At 46.1% G+C, this 24039-nt stretch carries 19 protein-coding genes; 15 read left to right on the top strand and 4 right to left on the bottom strand.

What is annotated here, in order from left to right:
• Nucleotides 1-173: 173 nt before the first annotated feature.
• The 10 genes from AC0J20_RS13260 to AC0J20_RS13215 all read left to right on the top strand — a co-directional run bounded on the left by AC0J20_RS13260 (nt 174) and on the right by AC0J20_RS13215 (nt 10745).
• A complete protein-coding gene (locus AC0J20_RS13260; RefSeq protein ID WP_473022016.1) occupies nt 174-851 on the top strand; it encodes a GntR family transcriptional regulator in 678 nt (225 codons plus the stop codon).
• A gap of 2 nt (nt 852-853) precedes the next feature.
• A complete protein-coding gene (gene prpB, locus AC0J20_RS13255; protein WP_229527068.1) occupies nt 854-1732 on the top strand; it encodes a methylisocitrate lyase in 879 nt (292 codons plus the stop codon).
• A gap of 98 nt (nt 1733-1830) precedes the next feature.
• Nucleotides 1831-2952 carry a bifunctional 2-methylcitrate synthase/citrate synthase gene (gene prpC, locus AC0J20_RS13250; protein WP_473022015.1) on the top strand — a complete coding sequence of 374 codons (1122 nt, stop codon included), beginning with the start codon at nt 1831-1833 and terminating at the stop codon, nt 2950-2952.
• A 66-nt stretch (nt 2953-3018) separates the two neighbouring features.
• Entirely contained in the window at nt 3019-5613 is a 2595-nt protein-coding gene (acnD, locus tag AC0J20_RS13245) for a Fe/S-dependent 2-methylisocitrate dehydratase AcnD (RefSeq protein WP_473022014.1), read from the top strand.
• A 54-nt stretch (nt 5614-5667) separates the two neighbouring features.
• Nucleotides 5668-6852, top strand: coding sequence for a 2-methylaconitate cis-trans isomerase PrpF (prpF, locus tag AC0J20_RS13240; RefSeq protein WP_473022013.1), 1185 nt, complete (start codon nt 5668-5670; stop codon nt 6850-6852).
• Between the two features lie 331 nt (nt 6853-7183).
• Nucleotides 7184-8302: a pyridoxal-phosphate-dependent aminotransferase family protein gene (locus AC0J20_RS13235; RefSeq protein ID WP_473022012.1), complete on the top strand. Its 1119-nt coding sequence runs from the start codon at nt 7184-7186 to the stop codon at nt 8300-8302.
• Nucleotides 8303-8511: 209 nt separating this feature from the next.
• Entirely contained in the window at nt 8512-9375 is an 864-nt protein-coding gene (locus tag AC0J20_RS13230; protein ID WP_473022011.1) for a hypothetical protein, read from the top strand.
• Between the two features lie 76 nt (nt 9376-9451).
• Nucleotides 9452-9793: a gamma-glutamylcyclotransferase family protein gene (locus tag AC0J20_RS13225; RefSeq protein ID WP_229527058.1), complete on the top strand. Its 342-nt coding sequence runs from the start codon at nt 9452-9454 to the stop codon at nt 9791-9793.
• A 40-nt stretch (nt 9794-9833) separates the two neighbouring features.
• Entirely contained in the window at nt 9834-10220 is a 387-nt protein-coding gene (locus AC0J20_RS13220) for a cupin domain-containing protein (RefSeq protein WP_229527057.1), read from the top strand.
• Between the two features lie 183 nt (nt 10221-10403).
• Entirely contained in the window at nt 10404-10745 is a 342-nt protein-coding gene (locus AC0J20_RS13215) for a Fis family transcriptional regulator (protein WP_229527056.1), read from the top strand.
• Nucleotides 10746-10778: 33 nt separating this feature from the next.
• Here the strand turns inward: AC0J20_RS13215 and tmk are convergent, their stop codons facing one another.
• The 3 genes from tmk to AC0J20_RS13200 form a co-directional block, all read right to left on the bottom strand.
• Nucleotides 10779-11444 (bottom strand): dTMP kinase, encoded by a 666-nt coding sequence (gene tmk / locus AC0J20_RS13210; protein ID WP_473022010.1) that lies wholly within the window; start codon nt 11442-11444, stop codon nt 10779-10781.
• Nucleotides 11445-11719: 275 nt separating this feature from the next.
• The gene (recA, locus tag AC0J20_RS13205; protein WP_473022009.1) at nt 11720-12754 is read right to left on the bottom strand and encodes a recombinase RecA; all 1035 of its coding nucleotides are present in this window, start codon (nt 12752-12754) and stop codon (nt 11720-11722) included.
• A 356-nt stretch (nt 12755-13110) separates the two neighbouring features.
• Nucleotides 13111-13599, bottom strand: coding sequence for a CinA family protein (locus AC0J20_RS13200; protein ID WP_229527046.1), 489 nt, complete (start codon nt 13597-13599; stop codon nt 13111-13113).
• A gap of 32 nt (nt 13600-13631) precedes the next feature.
• Here AC0J20_RS13200 and mutS point away from each other — a divergent pair, with 32 nt between their 5' ends.
• The gene (gene mutS / locus AC0J20_RS13195) at nt 13632-16208 is read left to right on the top strand and encodes a DNA mismatch repair protein MutS (RefSeq protein ID WP_473022008.1); all 2577 of its coding nucleotides are present in this window, start codon (nt 13632-13634) and stop codon (nt 16206-16208) included.
• A gap of 10 nt (nt 16209-16218) precedes the next feature.
• Here the strand turns inward: mutS and AC0J20_RS13190 are convergent, their stop codons facing one another.
• On the bottom strand, nt 16219-16626 hold the full coding sequence (locus AC0J20_RS13190; RefSeq protein WP_473022007.1) for a response regulator: 408 nt from the start codon (nt 16624-16626) through the stop codon (nt 16219-16221).
• 238 nt (nt 16627-16864) lie between these two features.
• On the opposite strand from AC0J20_RS13190, the gene AC0J20_RS13185 reads away from it, so the two are divergent.
• The 4 genes from AC0J20_RS13185 to AC0J20_RS13170 all read left to right on the top strand — a co-directional run bounded on the left by AC0J20_RS13185 (nt 16865) and on the right by AC0J20_RS13170 (nt 24018).
• Nucleotides 16865-18496 (top strand): CTP synthase, encoded by a 1632-nt coding sequence (locus AC0J20_RS13185; RefSeq protein WP_473022005.1) that lies wholly within the window; start codon nt 16865-16867, stop codon nt 18494-18496.
• 108 nt (nt 18497-18604) lie between these two features.
• Entirely contained in the window at nt 18605-19897 is a 1293-nt protein-coding gene (eno, locus tag AC0J20_RS13180) for a phosphopyruvate hydratase (RefSeq protein ID WP_229527041.1), read from the top strand.
• 49 nt (nt 19898-19946) lie between these two features.
• A complete protein-coding gene (locus AC0J20_RS13175; protein WP_473022004.1) occupies nt 19947-20603 on the top strand; it encodes a hypothetical protein in 657 nt (218 codons plus the stop codon).
• A gap of 148 nt (nt 20604-20751) precedes the next feature.
• The gene (locus tag AC0J20_RS13170) at nt 20752-24018 is read left to right on the top strand and encodes an FG-GAP repeat domain-containing protein (RefSeq protein WP_473022003.1); all 3267 of its coding nucleotides are present in this window, start codon (nt 20752-20754) and stop codon (nt 24016-24018) included.
• Nucleotides 24019-24039: the final 21 nt, after the last annotated feature.

Raw genomic sequence — 24039 nt, 5'->3', positions numbered from 1 at the left:
ATCAAATGAACCAGGTTTATTAATATAAGCCGACGCAACTGAACATGGTTCAGCTATTAACTGTCACCTCATCTTCCCACAAATTGTCGACAATAAACCCAGTTTCGATTTGACTATTGTGTATTTCCCCCTAAAATTGTCGACATTATTAATTAAACGTTCGTGTGATTTTAATGTTTTCAGGCTCTTCGATGCCGGTTACTACCGCAGACAAGACATTTTTAAGTATCCGCAATGATATTGTGGAAGGTGTCATCGTAGCAGGCTCAAAGTTGAGCGAAACCGAATTGTCGACAAAGTATGGTGTCAGTCGTGCTGTTATTCGGGAAGCAATAAACCGCCTTGAAGCCAATCACCTCATCGAGCGCAAAGCCAACATTGGCGCTAAAGTTGTCACCCTGTCCCCTGAAGGTTTATCGGAACTCTATCAAATCCGGGAGTCACTGGAAGGCATGGCTGCAAGATTGGCAGCCAGAAATATGACAGATGAAGAGATTGTCAGCCTGAATGAACTATTGAGGAGTCATTTCGATAAAGTAAAAACAGGCGAGCGCTATTATCAGGAAGCCGGTGATCTGGATTTTCATTACCGCATTATTATAGGTAGTAAAAACAAGCAGCTTATCAGCCTGCTAAGTAATGGTATTTATCACCTGGTCAGAATGTACCGGGTGCAACTGGGCATGGCAGGCCCACGTGTTACCACTGCGTATGACGAGCACAAACACATTATTCAGGCCATCAGTCACCGTGACGAAGAATTAGCTGAGATTCTGATGCGCCGCCATATTGATTATTCAAGACAAAATATCGCGAGAAAACTTTCCTCGGTAACCCCTACAGGAGTCTAATTATGAGTGCAGGAAAAAAATTCAGACAAGCGCTGGCTGACAACAAGCCATTACAAATCGTCGGCACTATTAACGCCTACAGTGCCATTATGGCGAAGAAAATTGGCCATCAGGCCATTTACCTTTCCGGTGGTGGTGTTGCCAACGCATCATACGGTTTACCTGATCTGGGCATGACCTCCTTAAATGACGTTATTGCTGACGTGCAACGCATCACTGCCGCCTGCGATTTGCCGCTATTGGTGGATATCGACACCGGTTGGGGCGGCGCCTTTAACATTGCCAAAACCATCAAAGATATGGAAAAAGCCGGTGCTGCGGCAGTGCACATGGAAGATCAGGTAGCGCAAAAACGCTGTGGACACCGACCCAATAAAGAGATTGTCAGCACCGATGAAATGGTCGACCGCATCAAAGCGGCAGTAGATGCCCGTACAGACCCAGACTTTTTCATCATGGCCCGTACTGATGCGTTTGCTCAGGAAGGACTGGATGCAGCGATAGCTCGCGCAAAAGCCTATGTTGCAGCCGGTGCAGATGGCATTTTCGCTGAAGCAGTGCAAACAGAAGAACACTATCGCGCCTTCGCTGAAGCACTGGATGTGCCTATTTTGGCTAACATCACCGAGTTTGGAAAAACCGAATTGTGGAACAAAGAACAGTTAGGCGAATGGGGAGCCGATATGGTGCTTTATCCATTAAGTGCCTTCCGCGCCATGAACAAGGCTGCGGAATTGGTGTATACCTCAATTCTGCAAAACGGTGATCAGAAAGCTGTCGTTGACCAAATGCAAACCCGTATGGATTTATACGATTATTTGGGCTACCACGAATACGAACAAAAATTAGATGCCCTGTTTGCTGAAGGCAAAAATAAATAAAACGACTTTTAAGAACATATCCTGTGTCGGGCGATTGCCCGACAATAAATCAAATTAACGACTAAAATTACAATACCCTATTTTAAGGAGACCCTCCGATGGCAAAAGTACTCAGTGGCGCTGGATTGCGTGGACAAGTAGCAGGTAAAACCGCTCTTTCAACCGTTGGTAAAAGCGGTTCCGGATTAACCTACCGCGGTTACGATGTAAAAGATCTGGCAAACCAATGTCAGTTTGAAGAAGTCGCCCACCTGATCTTAAAAGGTCATTTACCGAATCAAACCGAACTTGACGCATACAAAGTTAAACTCAAAGCCATGCGTGGTCTGCCTCAGGCTTTAAAAGAAGTGCTGGAACGCATTCCGGCTGACGCCCACCCAATGGATGTATTGCGCACCGGTTGCTCAATGCTGGGGAATCTGGAAGGCGAAGCCGATTTTGATATGCAGCAAGATGTCACTGACCGTATGCTGGCCTGTTTCCCAAGCATCATGTGTTACTGGTATCGCTTTTCTCACGACGGCGTTCGCATTGACGTGGAAACTGATGATGACTCTATCGGTGCACATTTCCTGCACATGTTACACGGCAAAAAGCCTGCTGAACTGCATGAGCAGGTTATGCACGTTTCATTAATTCTTTATGCAGAACACGAATTCAACGCATCCACATTCACCGCACGGGTGTGTGCATCCACGCTGTCTGACATGCACTCTTGTGTGACCGGTGCTATCGGCTCACTGCGTGGCCCGCTGCACGGTGGCGCGAATGAAGCCGCTATGGAAATGATTGAAAGCTTTACCTCTGCCGATCATGCCGAACAAGAAATGATGGGCAAATTAGCCCGCAAAGAAAAAATTATGGGCTTTGGTCACGCCATCTATTCTGAATCTGACCCGCGCAATGAGATCATTAAATTATGGTCTGAGAAATTAGCCAAAGAAGTGGGTGACGACGTTTTGTACCCGGTTTCTGTGCGCTGCGAAGAAGTCATGTGGCGAGAGAAAAAACTATTCTGTAATGCCGATTTCTTCCATGCTTCAGCCTATAATTTCATGGGTATTCCAACCAAACTCTTTACGCCAATTTTTGTGATGTCTCGCCTGACAGGCTGGGCTGCACACGTAATGGAACAGCGCGCAGACAATCGCATAATTCGTCCTTCTGCTGAATACACTGGCGAGGACTTACGCGCGGTTACTCCAATTGCTGAACGATAAACAATCCTTTGGGGGGCAAGCCCCCTTTTCGGCACTTATCGTTAACTCAATTTAGGTAGAATGAAGATGAACTTTGATCACCGCAAACCGCTTCCCGGCAGTAAACTGGATTATTTTGATACGCGTCAAGCCGTCGAGTCCATCAAAGCCGGTAGTTATGACAAACTCCCCTACACCTCCAAAGTACTGGCAGAAAATCTGGTGCGACGTTGTGCACCGGAAAAACTGACCGCCTCATTAACCCAAATAATAGAACGCAAACGCGAACTGGACTTTCCATGGTTTCCGGCGCGTGTGGTTTGCCATGATATTTTAGGCCAGACGGCACTGGTGGATCTGGCAGGTCTGCGAGACGCTATTGCCGAACAAGGTGGCGACCCGGCCAAAGTAAACCCTGTGGTGCCGACACAGTTGATCGTGGATCATTCGCTGGCGGTTGAACACGCCGGCTATGAAGCTGACGCGTTCGATAAAAACCGTGCCATTGAAGAACGTCGTAACGAAGACCGTTTCCACTTTATCAACTGGACTAAAACGGCTTTTAAAAACGTGGATGTTATCCCGCCAGGCAATGGCATCATGCATCAGATAAATCTTGAGCGCATGTCACCGGTTATTCAGGCCCGAGACGGTGTTGCCTTTCCTGATACTTTAGTGGGTACAGACAGTCACACCCCACATGTTGATGCACTGGGCGTTATTGCCATTGGTGTAGGTGGTTTAGAAGCAGAAAACGTAATGCTGGGCCGTGCCTCTTACATGCGTTTACCAGATATCGTAGGTGTTGAACTCACTGGCAAACCGCAACCGGGCATCACTGCCACTGATATCGTATTAGCGCTGACAGAATTTTTGCGTAAAGAACGTGTTGTATCGGCGTATCTGGAGTTCTTCGGTGAAGGCGCCAGTCACCTGACTTTGGGCGACAGAGCGACCATTTCCAATATGACGCCGGAATACGGCGCTACCGCAGCCATGTTTTACATTGATCAGCAAACCATCGATTACCTGAAATTAACAGGCCGAGACGATGAGCAAATTCAACTGGTTGAGAACTATGCCAAAACCACCGGATTGTGGGCCGATGAGATGGTCAATGCTGAATACGAGCGCGTACTTAAATTTGATCTTTCGTCTGTTGGACGCAACATGGCCGGTCCATCCAATCCGCATCGTCGTGTAGCGACAGCTGATCTTGCCAGCCAGGGGATTGCCGGCGTTGTCGAAAATGAACCCGATAAAATGCCTGATGGCGCAGTTATCATTGCTGCAATTACCAGTTGCACCAACACCAGTAATCCGCGCAATGTTATCGCTGCAGGATTACTGGCACGAAATGCCAATGCTAAAGGACTGGTGAGAAAACCCTGGGTTAAGTCGTCACTGGCACCGGGTTCCAAAGCGGTAAAACTATACCTGGAAGAAGCCAACTTATTGCCTGAACTGGAGCAACTAGGCTTTGGTGTTGTGGCTTTTGCCTGTACTACCTGTAACGGCATGAGCGGCGCATTGGACCCTAAAATTCAAAAAGAAATCATCGATCGTGACCTCTATGCAACAGCGGTTTTATCCGGCAATCGCAACTTTGATGGCCGAATTCACCCCTACGCCAAGCAGGCATTTCTGGCATCACCACCGTTAGTAGTGGCCTATGCCATTGCCGGAACAATACGTTTCGATATCGAAAAGGACGTGCTTGGGCTTGACCAGCAAGGTAACCCGGTTACTTTGAAAGACCTTTGGCCAAGCGATGAAGAAATAGACGCCATTGTTGCTTCCAGTGTTAAACCCGAGCATTTCCGTCAGGTTTATGATCCCATGTTTGAACTGAGTGTGGACTATGGTGAGAAAACGGAACCGCTTTATGACTGGCGTCCTCAGAGTACCTACATCCGCCGTCCGCCATACTGGGAAGGCGCTCTTGCAGGAGAGCGCACTATGACCGGTATGCGTCCATTGGCAGTATTAGGCGATAACATCACTACCGATCACTTGTCTCCTTCTAACGCCATTATGGCGGATAGTGCCGCTGGTGAATATCTGGCCAAAATGGGCTTACCCGAAGAGGACTTTAACTCTTATGCGACGCACCGAGGCGATCACCTCACCGCGCAAAGAGCTACGTTTGCCAATCCGAAGCTATTTAATGAGATGGTGGTAGAAAATGGCGAAGTAAAACAGGGCTCACTGGCCAGAATCGAACCAGAAGGCAAGATTACCCGCATGTGGGAAGCAATCGAAACCTACATGGAACGCAAACAACCACTGATCATTGTCGCTGGTGCGGACTATGGCCAAGGTTCTTCGCGCGACTGGGCGGCTAAAGGCGTCCGTCTGGCAGGCGTTGAAGTTATCGTGGCTGAAGGCTTTGAGCGTATCCACCGTACTAATCTGATTGGCATGGGTGTATTACCACTGGAGTTTCAGCCAGGCACGACCCGCAATACCCTGGGTATTGATGGTACCGAAACCTTTGACGTTAAAGGCGACAAAGCACCAGGCGCGACGCTCACCCTGGTAATCCATCGCGCTAACGGCGTCCTGGTAGAGGTGCCGGTGACCTGTCGTCTGGACACTGCAGAAGAAGTCTCTATATATGATGCAGGCGGTGTATTGCAACGCTTTGCCAAAGACTTTTTGGCCTCTGAAGGCGCAGCCTGAGAGATTAAAATTTAAAAGCGACACACTGTGTCGCTTTTCTTTTGAAGGTTTTTTATGACTCAATTTAAACCCCAAATCAAAATTCCCGCGACCTACATGCGTGGCGGCACCAGTAAAGGCATGTTCTTTAATTTGTTGGACCTGCCCGAATACGCTCAGGTACCAGGTGAAGCCAGAGACAAGCTGTTATTGCGGGTGATCGGTAGTCCCGATCCTTACACCAAACACACAGATGGCATGGGCGGTGCCACGTCCAGCACCAGCAAAACCGTTATACTGAGCAAGAGTGAAAAACCAGAGCACGATGTGGATTATCTGTTTGGTCAGGTGGCCATTGATAAGCCTTTTATCGACTGGTCTGGTAATTGCGGTAACTTAACGGCAGCCGTTGGGGCATTCGCTATAAGTAACAATCTGGTAAACAAAGACCGCATCCCGGAAAATGGCATTGCGGTTGTGCGTATCTGGCAGGTGAATATCCAGAAAACCATTATCGCTCATATACCCATTACAAATGGTGAAGTTCAGGAAACGGGTGATTTTGAACTGGACGGTGTGACCTTTCCGGCGGCAGAAGTGAAAGTTGAATTTCTGGACCCTGCTGATGCTGATGGCGACATGTTCCCAACCGGAAACCTGGTAGACGAACTGACGGTACCCACAGAACTGGTTGCTTCCGGAAAGTTGCAAGCCACCTTGATCAATGCGGGGATTCCCACAGTATTTGTCAGAGCAGAAGATATTGGGTACAGCGGTTGTGAACTGCAGGATAGTATTAATAGCGATCTCAACGCCCTTGAACGTTTTGAAGCCTTGCGGGCAATCGGCGCAGTGAAAATGGGTTTGATTAAGGATGTATCCGAAGCAGCAGCCAGACAACATACCCCAAAAATAGCCTTTGTTGCTCCGGCCAGTGATTACTCCGCCAGCAGTGGTAAAACCGTCTCAGCGCAAGATATTGATTTGAATGTCAGAGCGCTGTCCATGGGTAAACTGCACCACGCCATGATGGGCACTGCTGCGGTTGCCATCGCTACTGCAGCTGCCATTCAGGGCACTCTGGTGAACGAAGCCGCAGGTGGGATTGAGCGAGAAGATGTAACCTTTGGCCATCCGTCAGGCACACTCAAAGTTGGCGCGAAGGCATCAAATACAGATGGTAAATGGTTGGCTGATAAGGCCATTATGAGCCGAAGTGCCCGCGTATTGATGGAAGGCTGGGTGCGCGTGCCTGAGTAAGTTACTTTTTTAAAAGTAGTTTCAAACTGTTTTAAGAAGGCGTCTGGACCGTTCCAATATAAAAATTGTGTCAGGGCGCTGACGCCGACCAAAGGGGAAAGTGTTCCCTTTGGATTCCCGGCGCTCCCTGACACGAGAACTCATATCGTGTCCTAAAATATTCGACGTTGATACTTCCAAAGCTACCTGTCCAGCAAGCCCCTATCACCAAACAGAATACACAAAGAACCCGTCATAAATATAGTGAATAGCCTGTATTAGCAAATTAAACAGGTATTTTGTTAGCGTCATGTTAGGCTGGGACTATAAAAATTAAGGAGTGTATTACTCTATGGCAATTTCACATTTTTACCCCCCGAAAAGAACCTTAATGGGTCCTGGCCCTTCTGATGTCAGCCCACAAGTTTTGGCGGCACTGGCAAAACCCACCATTGGCCACCTTGATCCGCTATTTATTGGCTTAATGGAAGAAACTAAATCGTTACTACAATACGCCTTTCAGACGAAGAACGAATTTACCATTGCAGTTTCAGCACCGGGTTCTGCGGGTATGGAAACCTGTTTTGTAAATTTGGTGGAGCCTGGCGATAAAGTGATCGTTTGTATTAATGGCGTCTTTGGCCAGCGTATGAAGGAAAACGTTATCCGCTGTGGTGGTGAAGCCATTGTCATTGAGCAGGAATGGGGGCGCGCGGTTGATCCACAAACCGTAGAGGATTGCCTGAAAAACCATGCTGATGCGAAATTCCTGGCCTTTGTTCATGCAGAGACGTCTACAGGTGCCTTGTCAGATGCAAAAACACTGTGTCAGCTGGCTCACCAACATGGTTGTTTAACTATCGTGGATGCTGTCACCTCACTGGGTGGCGTAGAGCTACGAGTCGATGACTGGGGAATTGATGCGATATATTCCGGTAGCCAAAAGTGCCTGTCCTGTGTGCCCGGCATATCACCGGTAAGTTTAAGTGAGCAGGCGGTAGCTAAAATCAAAAACCGTCAGACTCCCGTACAAAGCTGGTTCCTGGATCAAACTTTGGTGATGGGCTACTGGTCTGGCGAAGGAAAACGAAGCTATCACCACACTGCCCCGGTGAACTCTATTTATGCCTTACACGAATCGCTATTGTTACTACAGCAAGAATCTTTGGAATCAGCCTGGCAACGACACCGTGACCAACATGAGGTGTTAAAAGCCGGATTATTGGATTTAGGTCTTGAGTTTGTCGTGCCCAAAGAAGAACGGCTGCCACAACTCAATACAGTGCGTATCCCGCAAGGCGTAGATGATGCTCAGGTGCGCAAATACCTGTTGGAAGAATTCAACCTGGAAATTGGCGCTGGCTTGGGAGCATTTGCCGGTAACGCCTGGCGCATCGGCCTTATGGGTTATGCTGCCAGAAGCGAAAACGTACAACTTTGTCTGGCAGCACTGAAACAAGCCTTAAATTAAAACGGTTCCCACCAAGGGGTGAATTCTTATCGATGCAGCCCCTTTTTTTACTTTATTAACTTCTGTAAACCGCAAGGTTTTACACTTTCGATGTGATCCTTACCTTTTCTCTCCTTATGCTGTAATCCCGTGTTATTGGCTGCAATACAATCTTGGTGTAACAATTCAGTAAACCCAACATTAAGATGGAATACAAAAAGATGAACCTAATGTCCATACAGCAATCAGTAGCAATTACCACTAAAACACTATTTACCCTTGCGCTGACGACATGCCTGATTTGGCACTCAGCCCAAACCCAGGCCCAGATTATTGAATCGTCCCAAAGTGGCCTATTAAATGTTAACGTAGGACGTTCACCGACGATTGAAGATGTGCCGCAACCTGTTTCACTGTATGGCTGCAACAATACCGTTGTGGAAACCCAGGTGTTTTGGAATACGCAAAATCAGATATTGGGCGAAATACCCTATGGCTCAAGAATGTCTGATGCGGGTAAAGAGTACGTTGTCAGTAAATACTACATTGCCTCTCCACCGGCCTGGCGCACTACAAAGCAAATTGAAAACGCGGCAGCCAAAAAAGATGCACAACCCTTTATTGGCTTAGTTACGCCGGACAGTTTCACCTTTACCGGGATGAAACCAGCCAAGATTGTGAACTTTGATTATCGAATTTTAATGCCCACCTATCTTGAACACATACAGGTGGATTTCAACTGGTCAGAAGATGAAGTTCTTTCCTGCGCTGAACAAGGAGTTACTGCTATCCCAATCAATACAGCGTGTCCCAACTTTCCCTGGCGTGCCGGAGCGGAAGGAGCATCAGGAATCGGTCTGCTAAATACTGACGGAAGTACTGCATTCTTACCAACGCTAAAAAAAGACGAAGATCCACTGCAATGTAGCGTCACATTGCTGAATGACATTATGCTGGATCATAAAGTGTTTTTTAGCACCGATGAGGGCTTAAAAGAGACAATCAACCTCACTCAGTACCACGCTGAGAAAAAAACCATGAATCTGGTCTGTGTTGAAAGGCTACCAGATGACATTCCTGCTGGCTGTCGATGAGTTTTTAGTGTTGCTAAGCAGCGTTATGGGTTTACCATAAGCACTATTGCTTAATATCACTCATTGAAGTTGTGCTATGACAGAAAGACTTTTTGTTTATGGAACCTTATGCCCCGGCCGCCCTAACGCCCACTTGCTGGAAAACATTGGCGGCAGTTTTTCTAAAGCAACTGTGCGCGGTACCCTGCACGACCAGGGCTGGGGAGCAACCATGGGCTACCCGGCGGTCAAATTAAATCCGGAGGGTGATATTGTAAACGGCTATGTTTTCCAATCTGATAAGTTGCAGCAACACTGGCCAACACTTGATGAATTTGAAGGTGAAGCATACAAAAGAATAGCGACTTCAGCGTTGTTGGAGAACGGGGAAACAGTATCAGCCTGGTTATACAGTTTAAACCCGGAAATTCAGATATAAACTATAATTTAACCCCTGACTAAACTATTGCCGACTTCCAATGAAAACCACCAATCTGACTGAAAACTTTGTCGTCGTGAATCCTCATCAGGAGGCTACGATTGAATTGGCCGATGCAGGGTTATACGAACGACTGGATAATCAATACCAACAGTTTAAAGGTCATAGTCTGGTTGCAATGCACTCATTTGAAAGTGACTGGCCCAGTTGGGAAATCCACCCAAAAGGCGACGAAATTGTGGTACTAATGTCAGGCGAAATTACTATGATATTAAAGGAGAATGTCGGTGACCGGGCGGTTACTTTACGTCGCTCAGGAGACTTTGTTATTGTGCCTCGTGGGGTATGGCATACCGCTAAAACAGTCCAAAAGTCTCAGCTACTCTTTATTACTCCGGGTGAAGGTACTGAAAATAAAGTGTTCTGATACGATTGCAGAAATTGCTGCCGCTTTCCTTAAAAATGCCAACGAGTAACGCGCCTAATTCACGCTCCCCTGGGTGCGCCTGCGTGTAAAATTGCACCTCAAAGGTCAATACGCTCTAATAATCACATTAAAATACATGTACTTTATTAAACTATTGAGGTTTCACCTACTTGTGTAGATGCCATGCGTAAATCAGACAAAAAACGAGATAATCAACTTCGGTCGGAATTGACAGAGGTGTGCGAAGCGGTATTAGAAGATATTGCCGGATTTCAATGGCTAACACATCTTGTAAACTATTCTGATTTCCCTAACAGCCTGAAAGTGATTTGTGTTTTTGATACCAATGAAAGCCTGGATAACTATTTACTGTCGGGCAAAAACGATTTTATCCAGTCGCTTATCCATTCTGAACTCCAGAAGTTAAACATCAATCTTAAACCGCTCAGAAATCATATTTTGTTTGATACAGAAGAAAATTGTAAGCAACAGCACGACGGTAATTGGGCAAAGCGACTGACTTAACCGTAATCACATTATTTAACCGCAAACATAATTTTAAAGAGACTGCACTTTTTCCAGTAATTCTTGATTAATGGTGTCGATACTTCTGATTGCACCCTGCTCTACGCATGGAATGCGACACCAATGATTCTTTTGATTAAGATACTGATACACCTGATAAACCTTTTCAAGATAGCCGTGGGCTGCTTCATGAATATCTTCTTTTTCATCGGTGTAACTGCGCTGCTTTTTCTTTAGTACCAGCTCTTTTGATACCGACAACGGCACATCGAGAAAAAAGGTAATATCAGGTTTTGGCAAACCATTGACTTGATATTCCAATTCTTCCAACCAGTCAATAAATGCTACGCGTTCATGCTCTGGAAACTTAGCCGCCTGATGGCCCATGTTTGATTCCACATAGCGGTCACAAATCACATAGTAGCCTGCATTCAGATCAGCGAGCAGGTTAGGCTTTTGTTCAAGTCGATCACTGGCAAACAACACCGATGCCAGTTTAGGGTGCACCTGATCGATGGAGCCAAATTCGCCGCGCAGGAAAGCCCCCACTTCACGCCCAAAAAAAGTTTGTTCATAAGCCGGAAAACTGTACATTTTTACTTTTTTGCCCAATTGATTGAGCTTTTCAATCAACAATTGACTTTGTGTACCCTTACCACTGCCATCAATACCTTCAATAGTGATTAGCTTTCCAGTCATGAATTTAACCTGTTTATACGCATTTGTTTGGTTTAACCAGGCGGTAAAGCACCTGATAAATTTCGAGGCGTAATAATGCCATTAACATTAAATTCTGTCAGTGTTAAATGCCGAAGTTTTAATTAAGTGCATAAAAAAGGGGCAGCTACCAAAGTAACCGCCCCAGCAAATACCCTTGCGCTAACGAGGGGTTTTATTACGGAGACACAAAAATGTGTTCGGAATATTCGCTATAACAATGGCATTCGGTGCCTCATCACAGCGGTAAATCTGATTTACAGCTCAGGTGCTTCCTCTTTGGCTTCGTCTGCCTTAGCTGTTTTTTTCAACAGTAACTCTTCGCGGAGACGGGTTTCAAGCTCGTTGGCAATATCCAGGTTGTCTTTCAAAAACTGCACAACGTTGGCTTTACCTTGTCCGATACGATTGCCGTTGTAGCTGTACCAGGAACCCGCTTTTTCAACCATTTTTTGCTGCACACCTAAATCAATCAGCTCGGCTTCTTTGCTGATCCCCTCACCGTACATAATTTGGAATTCACATTGTTTAAATGGTGGTGCAACTTTATTCTTCACCACTTTAACCCGGGTTTCGTTACCCACTACTTCATCGCCCACTTTAACCGAACCGATGCGACGAATGTCCAGACGTACAGAGGCGTAGAACTTCAATGCATTACCACCAGTGGTCGTCTCTGGGTTGCCAAACATCACCCCGATCTTCATACGGATCTGGTTAATGAAGATACATAATGTGTTAGATTTTTTGATATTGGCGGTTAACTTACGCAGTGCCTGCGACATCAAACGCGCCTGCAAACCAACGTGGGAGTCACCCATCTCACCTTCAATTTCAGCTTTCGGTGTCAGCGCTGCCACAGAGTCCACGATAACCACATCAACGGCGCCGGAGCGAACCAACATGTCACAAATTTCCAGCGCTTGCTCACCGGTGTCTGGCTGCGACACTAATAACTCTTCAACGTTTACACCCAACTTAGCAGCGTAAACCGGATCCAACGCATGTTCTGCATCTACGAATGCACAGGTTTTACCTTTCTTCTGTGCTTCTGCAATCACCTGCAGTGTTAGTGTGGTTTTACCGGATGATTCCGGACCATAGATTTCCACCACTCGGCCACAAGGCAATCCGCCTATACCCAATGCAATATCAATCGACAGTGACCCTGTTGAAATAGATTCAATATCCATCGCCAGGTTATCACCAAGGCGCATAATAGTACCTTTACCGAATTGTTTTTCTATTTGTCCAAGTGCCGCAGACAGTGCGCGTGATTTATTGTCGTCCATTGTGAACCCCTTTTTCATTATCGCCCTCAGATCACCGAGAGGCTGAAATTATCGATACCCGAACCGTTTACCAGTCAGAGTGTATTTTTTTCGTTAGCTTTAGGTAAGTATGATTGATGTTGCTATTGCAGGATTAGTACGCCGCCAGACAACTGTATACTCAACCAGTACTTACGAGCAAGTATACTGTATAACCATACAGTTACAATCATTATTTATAAATTTTTTATAAGTGCTTAAAAACTGGCGTTTTTTTAAGGTTCCAAGGTTGCACTGCCTGTAAAACAGGCGTTATTTTAGCGCCCTTAGCGATAACATACCAATCAGATTCAGCCGCACAGCTTAGCTGGCGAGATTTATTTTGCCAATCGTTCTGTTAACGTTTGCATCGCTACTTCTATGGTTTGCTCCCGCACCCGCGCCCTGTCGCCTGTAAATATTCTGGAGAACGCAAAATGTTCATCGCCGACAATAAAACCAAACCATACCAGCCCCACCGGCTTGTCCTGCGTGCCCCCTCCGGGACCTGCTACACCACTCACAGCCACCGACACATTTGCGTTCGCCGCTTTCAAAGCACCGAGCGACATTTGCTCTACAACCGGTTGTGAAACCGCGCCATGCTTATTAATGATTTGGGGGTCAACGGCGACGAGATCGGATTTAGCCTCATTACTGTAGGTAATGAAACCCCGGTGAAACCAATTTGAACTTCCAGAGGCACTGGTAATGGCGTATCCTATGCCTCCTCCGGTACAGGACTCGGCACAGGTAATCTGCCAGTTTTTGTCTGTGAGTAGCTCACCAAGTTGAGCCGAAAGTGTCAAAATCTGATCTGAAATCATCGAAACTTCTCAAAAATAAGTAAAAAATAAATATGTCGTCACCTGATTATAGTGAAGCCGCTCTGGCAAACCATACCCCGATGATGCAGCAGTATTTGCGCATCAAAGTCGAACATAAGGATATCCTGTTATTTTATCGCATGGGTGATTTTTATGAATTATTCTGGGATGACGCAAAACGCGCTGCGCAACTACTGGATATTTCCCTGACAGCCAGAGGTAAATCAGGTGGCAATGCCATCCCGATGGCAGGAGTTCCCTACCATGCTGTGGAAGGCTATCTGGCCAAGCTGGTAAAACTGGGTGAATCAGTGGCCATTTGCGAACAGGTTGGCGACCCGGCAACCAGTAAAGGCCCCGTTGAGCGCAAAGTTACCCGAATCATTACACCTGGCACAGTAACGGATGAAGCCCTGTTAGAAAACAGTGCCGAAAACCTGCTGGCGGCGGTGTCTTATCACAAACAAGAGATTGGTTTCGCTACACTAGACGTGAGCAGTGGCCGCTTTGTTATACGTCAATTGCAAAGCACTGAAGCACTTGAAGCCGAACTGGAAAAAGCCCGCCCGGCTGAAATCCTCTACCCCGATGACTTCCCTTATACCTGGCTGTTTGACCAAAATGCCGGACTACGCCGCAGGCCTGAATGGGAATTCGATCCGGCAACAGCGGTTAAACTACTCAACGAACAGTTTGGCACCCGTGAACTATCCGGTTTTGGCATCGAACAGGATAAATCGCAAATGGCATTGGCCGCAGCGGGGGCCATTTTACAATACGTCAAAGACACCCAGCGCAGTGCTCTACCTCATATTCGCGCCCTGAAGAAGCCTGAAGATGCTCACCTATTGCAACTGGATGCCACCACTATTCGCAATCTGGAACTCACTAAAAACCTGTCCGGTGGTGAGCACAACACGCTGTTTTCGGTTCTGAATCAAACAAAAACCCCGATGGGCAGTCGCCTGTTGCGCCGTTGGCTACATGAGCCAATGCGCTGCCGCAATGCGATACGCGCACGACACAATCTGGTAGAACAAATACAGCGGGTTGATTTTGTTCAGGTTCAGGAAAACCTGAAACTGGTAGGCGATCTGGAACGCATACTGTCCAGAATGGCGCTACGAAGTGCCCGACCCAGAGATTTTTCGCGCTTAATACAGGCTTTGCAGCAACTACCGGAAGTACACAGCTTTCTGGAAGAACTGGGTAATCCGGAAGCCTTATTGTTAAAAGACAACATTGGATTATTCTCAGAATTACACCAGCAACTGGATGATGCCATCGTAGACATGCCGCCCATGCTTATCCGCGATGGCGGCGTGATTAAACCCGGCTATAACAGTCAACTGGATGAATACCGTGCGCTGATGACAGGCGCCACTGACGTTCTGGAAAAAATAGAGAAACGGGAACAGTCAGAAACCGGTATCGCTAACCTGAAAGTGGCCTTCAATAAAGTGCATGGCTACTACATCGAAGTCAGTAAAGGTCAGTCGCATTTAGTGCCACCTGAATATGTGCGCCGTCAGACCCTGAAAAATTATGAGCGGTACATTATCCCCGAATTAAAGGAATACGAAGATAAAGTACTGTCCAGCCAGGCACTGGCACTGGCATTGGAAAAACAACTTTATGATCAACTCTTTGACAAGGTAATTCCAAACCTGGCAGCTTTGCAGGACACCGCTGAATCTGTCGCCCAACTGGATGTATTGGTTAACTTCGCGGAGCGGGCCGAAGTATTGAGTTATCACCAACCGGAAATGACCGATGACAACGAAATACATTTCCATCACGGTCGTCACCCCGTGGTAGAGACCATGGTGTCCAGCCCTTTTATCGCCAATCCAATCGCCATCACTGAAAACCGGAAAATGTTGATTGTGACAGGCCCCAACATGGGCGGTAAATCAACTTACATGAGGCAAACCGCGCTCATTGTATTAATGGCGCATATAGGCTGTTTTGTGCCGGCGGAGCAGGCGCGCATTGGTATTATTGATCGCATTTTCACCCGTATTGGCGCCTCAGACGACCTGGCGTCGGGTCGCTCTACCTTTATGGTGGAAATGACAGAAACGGCCAATATATTAAATAATGCCAGTAAACACAGTTTGGTTTTGATGGATGAAATCGGCCGGGGCACCAGTACTTACGATGGGTTATCTCTGGCCTGGGCAACGGCGGAATGGTTAGCCAGTAAGCTCAATAGTTATTGTTTGTTTGCCACTCACTACTTTGAATTAACGCAACTGGCAGACGATACGCCAGGGATCGTCAATGTGCACCTTGATGCGGTGGAATACGATGGCGGTATTCGCTTTATGCACGCAGTGCAGGAAGGCGCAGCCAACAAAAGTTATGGCTTGCAAGTAGCAGAACTGGCTGGCGTACCCAATTCGGTTATTCGTCGAGCAAAACAAAAACTGCAAACATTGGAAAGCACTACCCATGAGGGTGCAAACCTGCCAATGCCGGTGCAAAATGATTTTATCACCAGCACCAATCCGGCTCTGACCCTGCTACAAACGACTAACCCCGACGATTTAACGCCCCGGGAAGCACTGGACATTCTGTATAAACTGAAATCACTGGACGACTCCTGAGGGAGTCGTTTTAGTGGGACAGCAAATTTTTGTAAGGCACATCCAGTTTATCAAACAGGTTCATAATATTTTTTGCCAAAACCGGCTTGGTAAGAAAACTCACGGCCCCGGTGGCAATAGCCTCTTTTACATTTTGAGCAGTACTGTCTCCGGAACACATAACCACATTGGTAGCTGAATATTTATCGCGGATATGACGCAGTAACGACATGCCATCAACGCCAGGCATATTGATATCTAAAATCACCAGGCCGTACTTTTTAAGGCGTAATCTGTCGATTGCATCGTTGCAACTGCTGGATGTTTCAACCCTCGAAAACCCCAGTTTCATTAAAATAATGCGAATAAAGCTGCGAATTTGCTCATCATCATCCACAATCAAAATTTCAGTATTAAAATCTATCTGATCCTTTGCCACAAACTCTCACCTTCACCGTAACCTGTTTCGCGAATCGCTGTGTTTAAAGATAAGCAATAAATCTTCATTTCACAAAATTCCTTTGCCTACGGCATAATAATTACGCAATTAACCGATTTCTCAAAAAAGAATGTGCTTAACTCATTGTTTGCAAAGCCGCATTTCCGTATACTGTAGCGCCATCTGACAGTCTCTTTGAGCCTCCTCTTGGCGCTCAATTGTATCCTTTAGGTTTTACATGACGAATTATATTTTTGTAACTGGTGGTGTTGTATCATCACTTGGTAAAGGTATTGCTGCTGCATCACTGGCGGCGATATTAGAGGCACGGGGCCTGAAAGTGACCATGCTGAAACTGGATCCCTATATTAACGTTGATCCAGGCACCATGAGCCCAATTCAGCACGGCGAAGTGTTTGTTACTGACGATGGCGCTGAGACTGACCTGGATTTGGGTCACTACGAGCGATTCATTCGCACCCGCATGACTAAGCGCAACAACTTTACCACCGGTAAAGTATACGAAGAAGTACTGAAGCGAGAACGCCGTGGCGACTTCCTGGGTGCCACTATCCAGGTGATTCCTCATATTACCAATGAAATCAAGCGACGCATCGTTGAAGGTGCTGAAGGCGTTGATATCGCCATAGTAGAAATCGGTGGCACCGTGGGTGATATCGAATCACAACCTTTCATTGAAGCAATTCGTCAGTTGGGCACGGAAATTGGCCGCGAGCGTGCGCTGTATATGCACCTGACGTTAATTCCCTACATGAAAGCCTCTGGTGAAATCAAAACCAAACCAACACAGCACTCAGTAAAAGAGCTGCGCTCTGTGGGTATTCAGCCTGATTTATTAGTTTGTCGCTCAGAAGTTCCACTTCCAAGCAACGAACGCTCTAAAATTGCCCTGTTTACAAACGTCAATGAAAAAGCCGTCATCTCTTTGCGGGATGCCGACAGCATTTACAAAATCCCGGCCATGTTAAAAGCACAAAACATGGATGATATCGTAGTGAATCGCTTCGGCATTGAATGCCCGGAAGCCGATTTAAGCGAGTGGGAACAGGTGCTGTATGCCGAATCCAACCCTACAGGCGAAATTGTCATTGGCATGGTGGGCAAATATGTCGAACTACCCGATGCCTATAAGTCAGTAAACGAAGCCTTAAAACACGCTGGTTTAAAAAATCGCCTGAATGTGTCAATTAAATATATTGACTCCCAGGATGTCGAAACCAAAGGCGAAGCCGTACTTGCCGGCCTGGATGCGATATTGGTACCAGGTGGCTTTGGCGAACGCGGTATCGAAGGTAAAATTCGCACCGCACAATACGCCCGGGAAAACAAAGTTCCTTATCTGGGGATTTGTTTGGGTATGCAGGTAGCGTTAATTGAATTCGCCCGCAACGTGGCCGGTATGGAAAACGCCAACAGCACTGAGTTTGACACCGAAACCCCCTTCCCTGTGGTGGGCCTGATTACCGAATGGCAAGATGCCGCAGGCAGCACTGAGGTACGATCTGAAGAATCCGACCTGGGTGGTACTATGCGTTTGGGCAGCCAACTTTGCCACCTGGAGCCAGGCAGTAAAGTGCATGATTTATATGGTTCAGATACAATCTTCGAGCGTCACAGACATCGCTACGAAGTGAATAATAATTTATTACCGCGAATAAAAGCAGCTGGTCTGAAAGTGACAGGGTTGTCTACCGACAAACGCCTGGTGGAAATTATCGAAAACGATGATCACCCCTGGTTTGTGGCAGGACAATTTCACCCTGAATTCAACTCTACACCAAGGGACGGACACCCGCTATTCGAAGGATTTGTCGCAGCAGCGGGAAAATACAACAAAGACAATAATTAATCTGTAACAGATTTAAAGCCAGGCGTAGCCATATTTCATAGCGATATTGCTACGCTTTTGCTAGTTTATGCGGATTAATTGCGAACCCATTTTCAGGAACATATTTTTATGGCAAACATTACAAAGATTGTAGGTCGCGAAGTTTTAGACTCACGTGGCAACCCAACGGTTGAAGCAGACGTATTTCTCGAATCAGGAGCCTGGGGCCGCGCTTGTGCACCTTCAGGTGCTTCTACGGGTTCACGCGAAGCATTAGAATTAAGAGATGGCGACAAATCTCGCTATTTAGGTAAAGGCGTAACTAAAGCTGTTGCCGCAGTTAACAATGACATCCAACAAGCATTGCTGGGCAAAAATGCCCTTGAGCAAGCTGCGCTGGACAAAATCATGATTGAGCTGGACGGCACCGAAAACAAAGAAAAGCTGGGTGCCAATGCCATCCTGGCGGTTTCGCTTGCAGCCGCTAAAGCCGCAGCAATGGAAAAGAAAGTGCCACTTTATCAGCACATCGCTGACATCAACGGTACGCCAGGACAATACAGCATGCCAGTACCTATGATGAACATCATCAATGGTGGTGAGCACGCTGACAACAACGTTGATATTCAGGAATTCATGGTACAGCCTGTTGGCGCTGCTACCTTTAAAGAAGCCCTGCGTATGGGCGCAGAAATCTTCCACAGCCTGAAAAAAGTATTAAGTGGCAAAGGCCTGAATACTGCAGTCGGTGACGAAGGTGGTTTCGCTCCAAATCTGGCTTCAAACGAAGAAGCACTGGCAGTCATCGTTGAAGCTGTTGAAAACGCGGGTTATGTGATGAATAAAGACATCACTTTAGCACTGGATTGCGCCTCTTCTGAGTTCTACAGCGACGGCAGCTACAACTTAAGCGGTGAAGGCAAATCCTTCACGCCTTCAGCCTTTACGGACTACCTGGCTGAACTGAGCAACAAGTACCCTATCGTCTCCATCGAAGACGGTATGGACGAAAGCGACTGGGATGGCTGGGCTGAACTAACTCAAAAAATCGGTGATAAAGTTCAGTTGGTAGGTGACGACCTGTTTGTTACCAATACCAAAATCTTATCTCGCGGCATCGAGCAAGGCGTTGGTAACTCCATTTTGATTAAATTCAATCAAATCGGTTCATTAACTGAAACACTGGAAGCCATCAAAATGGCCAAAGACGCAGGCTTCACGGCAGTTATTTCACACCGTTCAGGTGAAACTGAAGATGCCACCATTGCCGACCTGGCTGTGGGCACCGCTGCAGGCCAAATCAAAACTGGCTCACTGTGTCGTTCTGACCGTGTTGCTAAGTACAACCAGTTATTGCGCATTGAAGAAGAACTGGGCAGTTCTGTTGCATACGCTGGTCGTTCGGCCATTAAAGGTCAATAAAACTGATAAGGTGTTGCCACTTCGGTGGCAACTCTGACAGACTCACACCATGTTTGACAGCAACGATATCCAAACCTCAATATTCCATGGCAGTGAGCAACAACTGGAATACGCCGAGCTGTGTACTGCACTGTTTGAATCAACCCTGTTGGATATCGCCAAACAAGATAATCTCGATACCGTCCGAATTCAGCGTAAGCTGGCCGGGCTGTCTTACCACGTAAAAAATGCCGCTTATAAACTGCTCACAACCGAAAACCCTATGGCGGTGGATATCCATAACGCCAGTTGGCAGTTAAAACAACCGCGTAAATGTCCAGGCAAGCAGTACCTTACACAAGAAGCCGTTGACTGGTATATGAAGCATTCCTGTTATGGCTTACCTGTGCCGGTATTACTGATGGATTATGAGCATATCTACCTGGAACTGGACTCCATTGATATCATGGACTTGCCCAACAAACGCATACACCTCAACAAAAACAAATGGATTTCGTTAGAAGCACAGGAAGAAACCCAACCCGTATTGCAAAACAAGCAGCAACAGTTGGTTATTCCGCAAAAACCGTCTAAAGCAACAATGACGTCTGCCTGCTGCGGCCATCGCTGGAGCCACAAAGGCATCACCCATCCTCGTAAACTTAGTCTCAGAGAGTTATTGCTTTCTACTACCATTCACTGGAAAAACTTCCGCTTTCCGGTTTAATGCTTTCCCATATAACTTTACTGATCTACGCGTTCTTAAATTATTACAATACATATGGAATAAATTTTTCCATTCGATAGTCAACACATCATACCGCTGTATAATTCAGAAAAATTTTATCACCTATCTATGAAAATGGAGTTTTCTAATGAAAAGACAATCCTGTTTGTTTCAGTGCCCCAAAAACAACAGCATGACAAAATATCTACTTTGTCAATTGGCGCTGGCAACAGTTTTTTTGTTTTCCACACATTCCTACAGCGCTGAACAACTCGGTACAGATATCGATATTTTAAGTACTGATTTTGGGAACAGTGAACAAGTGGAATACATTCAGGTGTGGTCATACTCAGAGGATGATTGGGGTGACCCTCAGTATAACGAATCAGCATTGATTACAACGTCCCCTTATTATCTAAAAAATGGGTTCACTGTTGAATTAGACCTCGTGCGCCTTAAATGTATTTTCTCAATTGAACAACGACTTGTTATTGATGGTCACGGCTTTTTATTGGGAGAAATAACGCATTTAGCGAATAAAGATGGTTGCTGGTTTAAATCGGATTATTTTAATGAAGAGTTTTTGGTATCAGATGCACAAATCCGCATCGCAATTGATAATGAAGGTGTAATCAGCTTTTCCCAGGGTAGCCAGGTCGCCATCACTTCCGACACAAAGTTAGATATGGACTTATTTGAAATTGCTTACCCTGCCGTGCAATTTGATCAAGGTAACCTTGCGGCATTCAGATTAAGCACACCGGCCAACAATTTGGGCGAAGAAGCAAAAAATTTAATTGGACAAAACTTTTTTGATAATTTTTACGCCCACCCAGCAGGGCTTGGTGTTAACCAAACTGCTTCAGATGAGTTCAGTCACAAAGTATGGACAATTGCATTTACTGATAAAGATTTGAGTCCGTATTACAACAGTCAACACTATATAACTCATTACAATACGAATTTTGTTTTTCACCCAAATAATAACAATCTAAATATTGTTGAGCAATTACAGGAAATCTGGACAGCTCAGGATGAGAATGTTGCTAACACCTATGTGATCAGAACTTGCCTGGAAGAGACTTGCCCAGCAATCAATGCTGATGATGTCGATTTTTATTATGGTCTAAAAAAGCCTTCTTATATAGAGCTATCGCAGTGGGAGCCGTTAGGGGTAACGCAAAACCAACAAAACGCATTTAGTTTCGAAATCCCTTATCTCTTCAGACTTATTTATGAACGCCAATATGCTCAGTCCATTGAGTTGATAATGCGTGAAGAGTACACACAGCAGGAGCAGACTTTATATTCTTTAGCATTGGAAGATCTTTTTCCGGAATGGGACGGTACTTACAGCAAGCTTGTTGAAATCAATTTACACAGTGATGACCCTATTCAGTTTTACCTGAAAGTGTGTAACACCGTCAATTGTTACGATTCAGCACTGAGCACTATATTTTCCGCCAAGATGGTTGACACTGACTCTGACGGTATTCCCGATTACGAAGATGCCGATATCGATAATGATGGTTACCCAAATGAACTAGATCCATTCCCGCTAGACGTGACTGAATGGAGTGATCTCGATGGAGATGGTCAGGGCGATAACTCTGATCCTGATATAGACGGAGATGGTGTTCAAAATGAAGCAGACGCTTTCCCTTTGGATTCCGGTGAGTGGATAGATACTGACAATGATGGTTTGGGAAATAACGCGGATCCAGATATCGATAATGATGGATTCTTAAATGAGGATGATCTATTCCCTCTTGATGCCAGCGAATGGACTGATTTAGACGGTGACGGCATCGGCGACAACTCCGATCCCGATGTGGATGGTGATGGCCTGGACAACGAGACAGACCCGGAACCCTACGAGTTTAATTTCAATGTTCGCCAGGATGACAGGGATTACGACGGTCTGTCAGATGATTTGGAGCTAGCTTTAGGCTTTGATCCCGAAGTAGCAAACAATCTGCGCCTTGACTCGGATTACGATGGGTTTAGCGACTTAGTTGAGTCATTAGTGGGTAGCGCCTTAAACGACAGTAATGAAACCCCCATTGAGTTGGGCTATTTAGAATCTTTCGAAAACGGCCTTCCAACATTGATAAACCTGACACAAGCTGAACAACTACATTCCACGGGCAGTGTGCAGGGTAACCTGAGTTACTGGCTGGAACTAAATAATGCCAATGAAGTGCAAGTTGAGGAAATTCAGTACCAGGGTCATATAGGTAATGGTTATTTAATTTTTAGCAGTTATAGCGACACGATAGATGAAGCATTAGACGTGGAATTAGCGGTGTACAATACGCACTGGGGGTTTAACAACGATGAGCAACAACACCGTGTTTATTTAGGTGATGGCGTTACCCTGTTTTTCCTGCCCGTTCGTAATGACAACTCAAAAACAACCAAACTCAAAATCAATCTTACAATTAGCCAGCCTACTGCTGTCGATATGTTCTATTTCCCTGTAAGCGAAGCTTGTCGCTTAAGTCAAAGAAATCCTGGCATGCCTGATTTCAATTGCGATGGTAAAGCCGATCCGGCACTGCAAAGAGGAAACTATGCTGATAGCTGGCTGTATAAAGATACCGACACGTTATTAAATGATGGCAACAGCATCACCAATGCCGGGAATGCCTTATTATTCAGTCACGGTGACTTTGATGGCGATGGCATCAGTGATGCCATATTGCGCACCAATGATATGCACTGGCGAATCGATTATTCCAGCTACGGTAAATCAGATACCGTCAGTTTTGGCCTGGATGTAAACGATATTCCAGTTATTGGTGACTATGATGGCGATGGGATCAGCGATATCGCGGTCAGACGACCTCGCACCGGCATGTGGTATGTTAAACGCTCCAGTGACAACGAAATTGGCCGTATTCGATTTGGACGTTTTAGTGATGATATCCCCGTCCCGGCTGATTATGATGGCGATGGTATTACTGATGTGGCAGTAAAACGGAAGTCAAATAGTACCTGGTATATACGCCAATCATCGAATGGCGAAACTCGTCGCGTAACCTTTGGTAAACAACCCGGTGATATTGAGGTCCCTGCGGATTATGATGGTGACGGCAAAGATGACATTGCCATTCGACGCCCTTATTTCGGAGAATGGATAGTATTACAATCATCAAATGGACAAATCGTTAAAACCCGTTTTGGTAGTCGCGAAAATGATATCCCGGCCCCTGCTGATTACGATGGCGATGGCAAAGCTGATTTCGCGATTAAACGCGTAGAAAATGGTATGTGGTATATCCTGAGGTCCACTGACAACGAAATTCAACATTTTCATTTCAGCACTGACCGATACGATATTCCGTTAACTGCTCCACCTATACTTCGATGGCAGGTTGCCAATGGCGACTATAGTTTCATGGATAGCAATTAGAGCTTATAAGGCCATCCCTGA

This window comes from Planctobacterium sp. R6, assembly GCF_055755215.1.
Note: the sequence above shows the minus strand (reverse complement) of the source record. Positions and strands in the feature narration are given on the sequence as shown.

Bases quoted from the DNA above. Each gene is read 5' to 3' on its own strand.
- AC0J20_RS13260 (WP_473022016.1), top strand. From the start codon at position 174: ATGTTTTCAGGCTCTTCGATGCCGGTTACTACCGCAGACAAGACATTT.
- prpB (WP_229527068.1), top strand. From the start codon at position 854: ATGAGTGCAGGAAAAAAATTCAGACAAGCGCTGGCTGACAACAAGCCA.
- prpC (WP_473022015.1), top strand. From the start codon at position 1,831: ATGGCAAAAGTACTCAGTGGCGCTGGATTGCGTGGACAAGTAGCAGGT.
- acnD (WP_473022014.1), top strand. From the start codon at position 3,019: ATGAACTTTGATCACCGCAAACCGCTTCCCGGCAGTAAACTGGATTAT.
- prpF (WP_473022013.1), top strand. From the start codon at position 5,668: ATGACTCAATTTAAACCCCAAATCAAAATTCCCGCGACCTACATGCGT.
- AC0J20_RS13235 (WP_473022012.1), top strand. From the start codon at position 7,184: ATGGCAATTTCACATTTTTACCCCCCGAAAAGAACCTTAATGGGTCCT.
- AC0J20_RS13230 (WP_473022011.1), top strand. From the start codon at position 8,512: ATGTCCATACAGCAATCAGTAGCAATTACCACTAAAACACTATTTACC.
- AC0J20_RS13225 (WP_229527058.1), top strand. From the start codon at position 9,452: ATGACAGAAAGACTTTTTGTTTATGGAACCTTATGCCCCGGCCGCCCT.
- AC0J20_RS13220 (WP_229527057.1), top strand. From the start codon at position 9,834: ATGAAAACCACCAATCTGACTGAAAACTTTGTCGTCGTGAATCCTCAT.
- AC0J20_RS13215 (WP_229527056.1), top strand. From the start codon at position 10,404: ATGCGTAAATCAGACAAAAAACGAGATAATCAACTTCGGTCGGAATTG.
- tmk (WP_473022010.1), bottom strand. From the start codon at position 11,444: ATGACTGGAAAGCTAATCACTATTGAAGGTATTGATGGCAGTGGTAAG.
- recA (WP_473022009.1), bottom strand. From the start codon at position 12,754: ATGGACGACAATAAATCACGCGCACTGTCTGCGGCACTTGGACAAATA.
- AC0J20_RS13200 (WP_229527046.1), bottom strand. From the start codon at position 13,599: ATGATTTCAGATCAGATTTTGACACTTTCGGCTCAACTTGGTGAGCTA.
- mutS (WP_473022008.1), top strand. From the start codon at position 13,632: ATGTCGTCACCTGATTATAGTGAAGCCGCTCTGGCAAACCATACCCCG.
- AC0J20_RS13185 (WP_473022005.1), top strand. From the start codon at position 16,865: ATGACGAATTATATTTTTGTAACTGGTGGTGTTGTATCATCACTTGGT.
- eno (WP_229527041.1), top strand. From the start codon at position 18,605: ATGGCAAACATTACAAAGATTGTAGGTCGCGAAGTTTTAGACTCACGT.
- AC0J20_RS13175 (WP_473022004.1), top strand. From the start codon at position 19,947: ATGTTTGACAGCAACGATATCCAAACCTCAATATTCCATGGCAGTGAG.
- AC0J20_RS13170 (WP_473022003.1), top strand. From the start codon at position 20,752: ATGAAAAGACAATCCTGTTTGTTTCAGTGCCCCAAAAACAACAGCATG.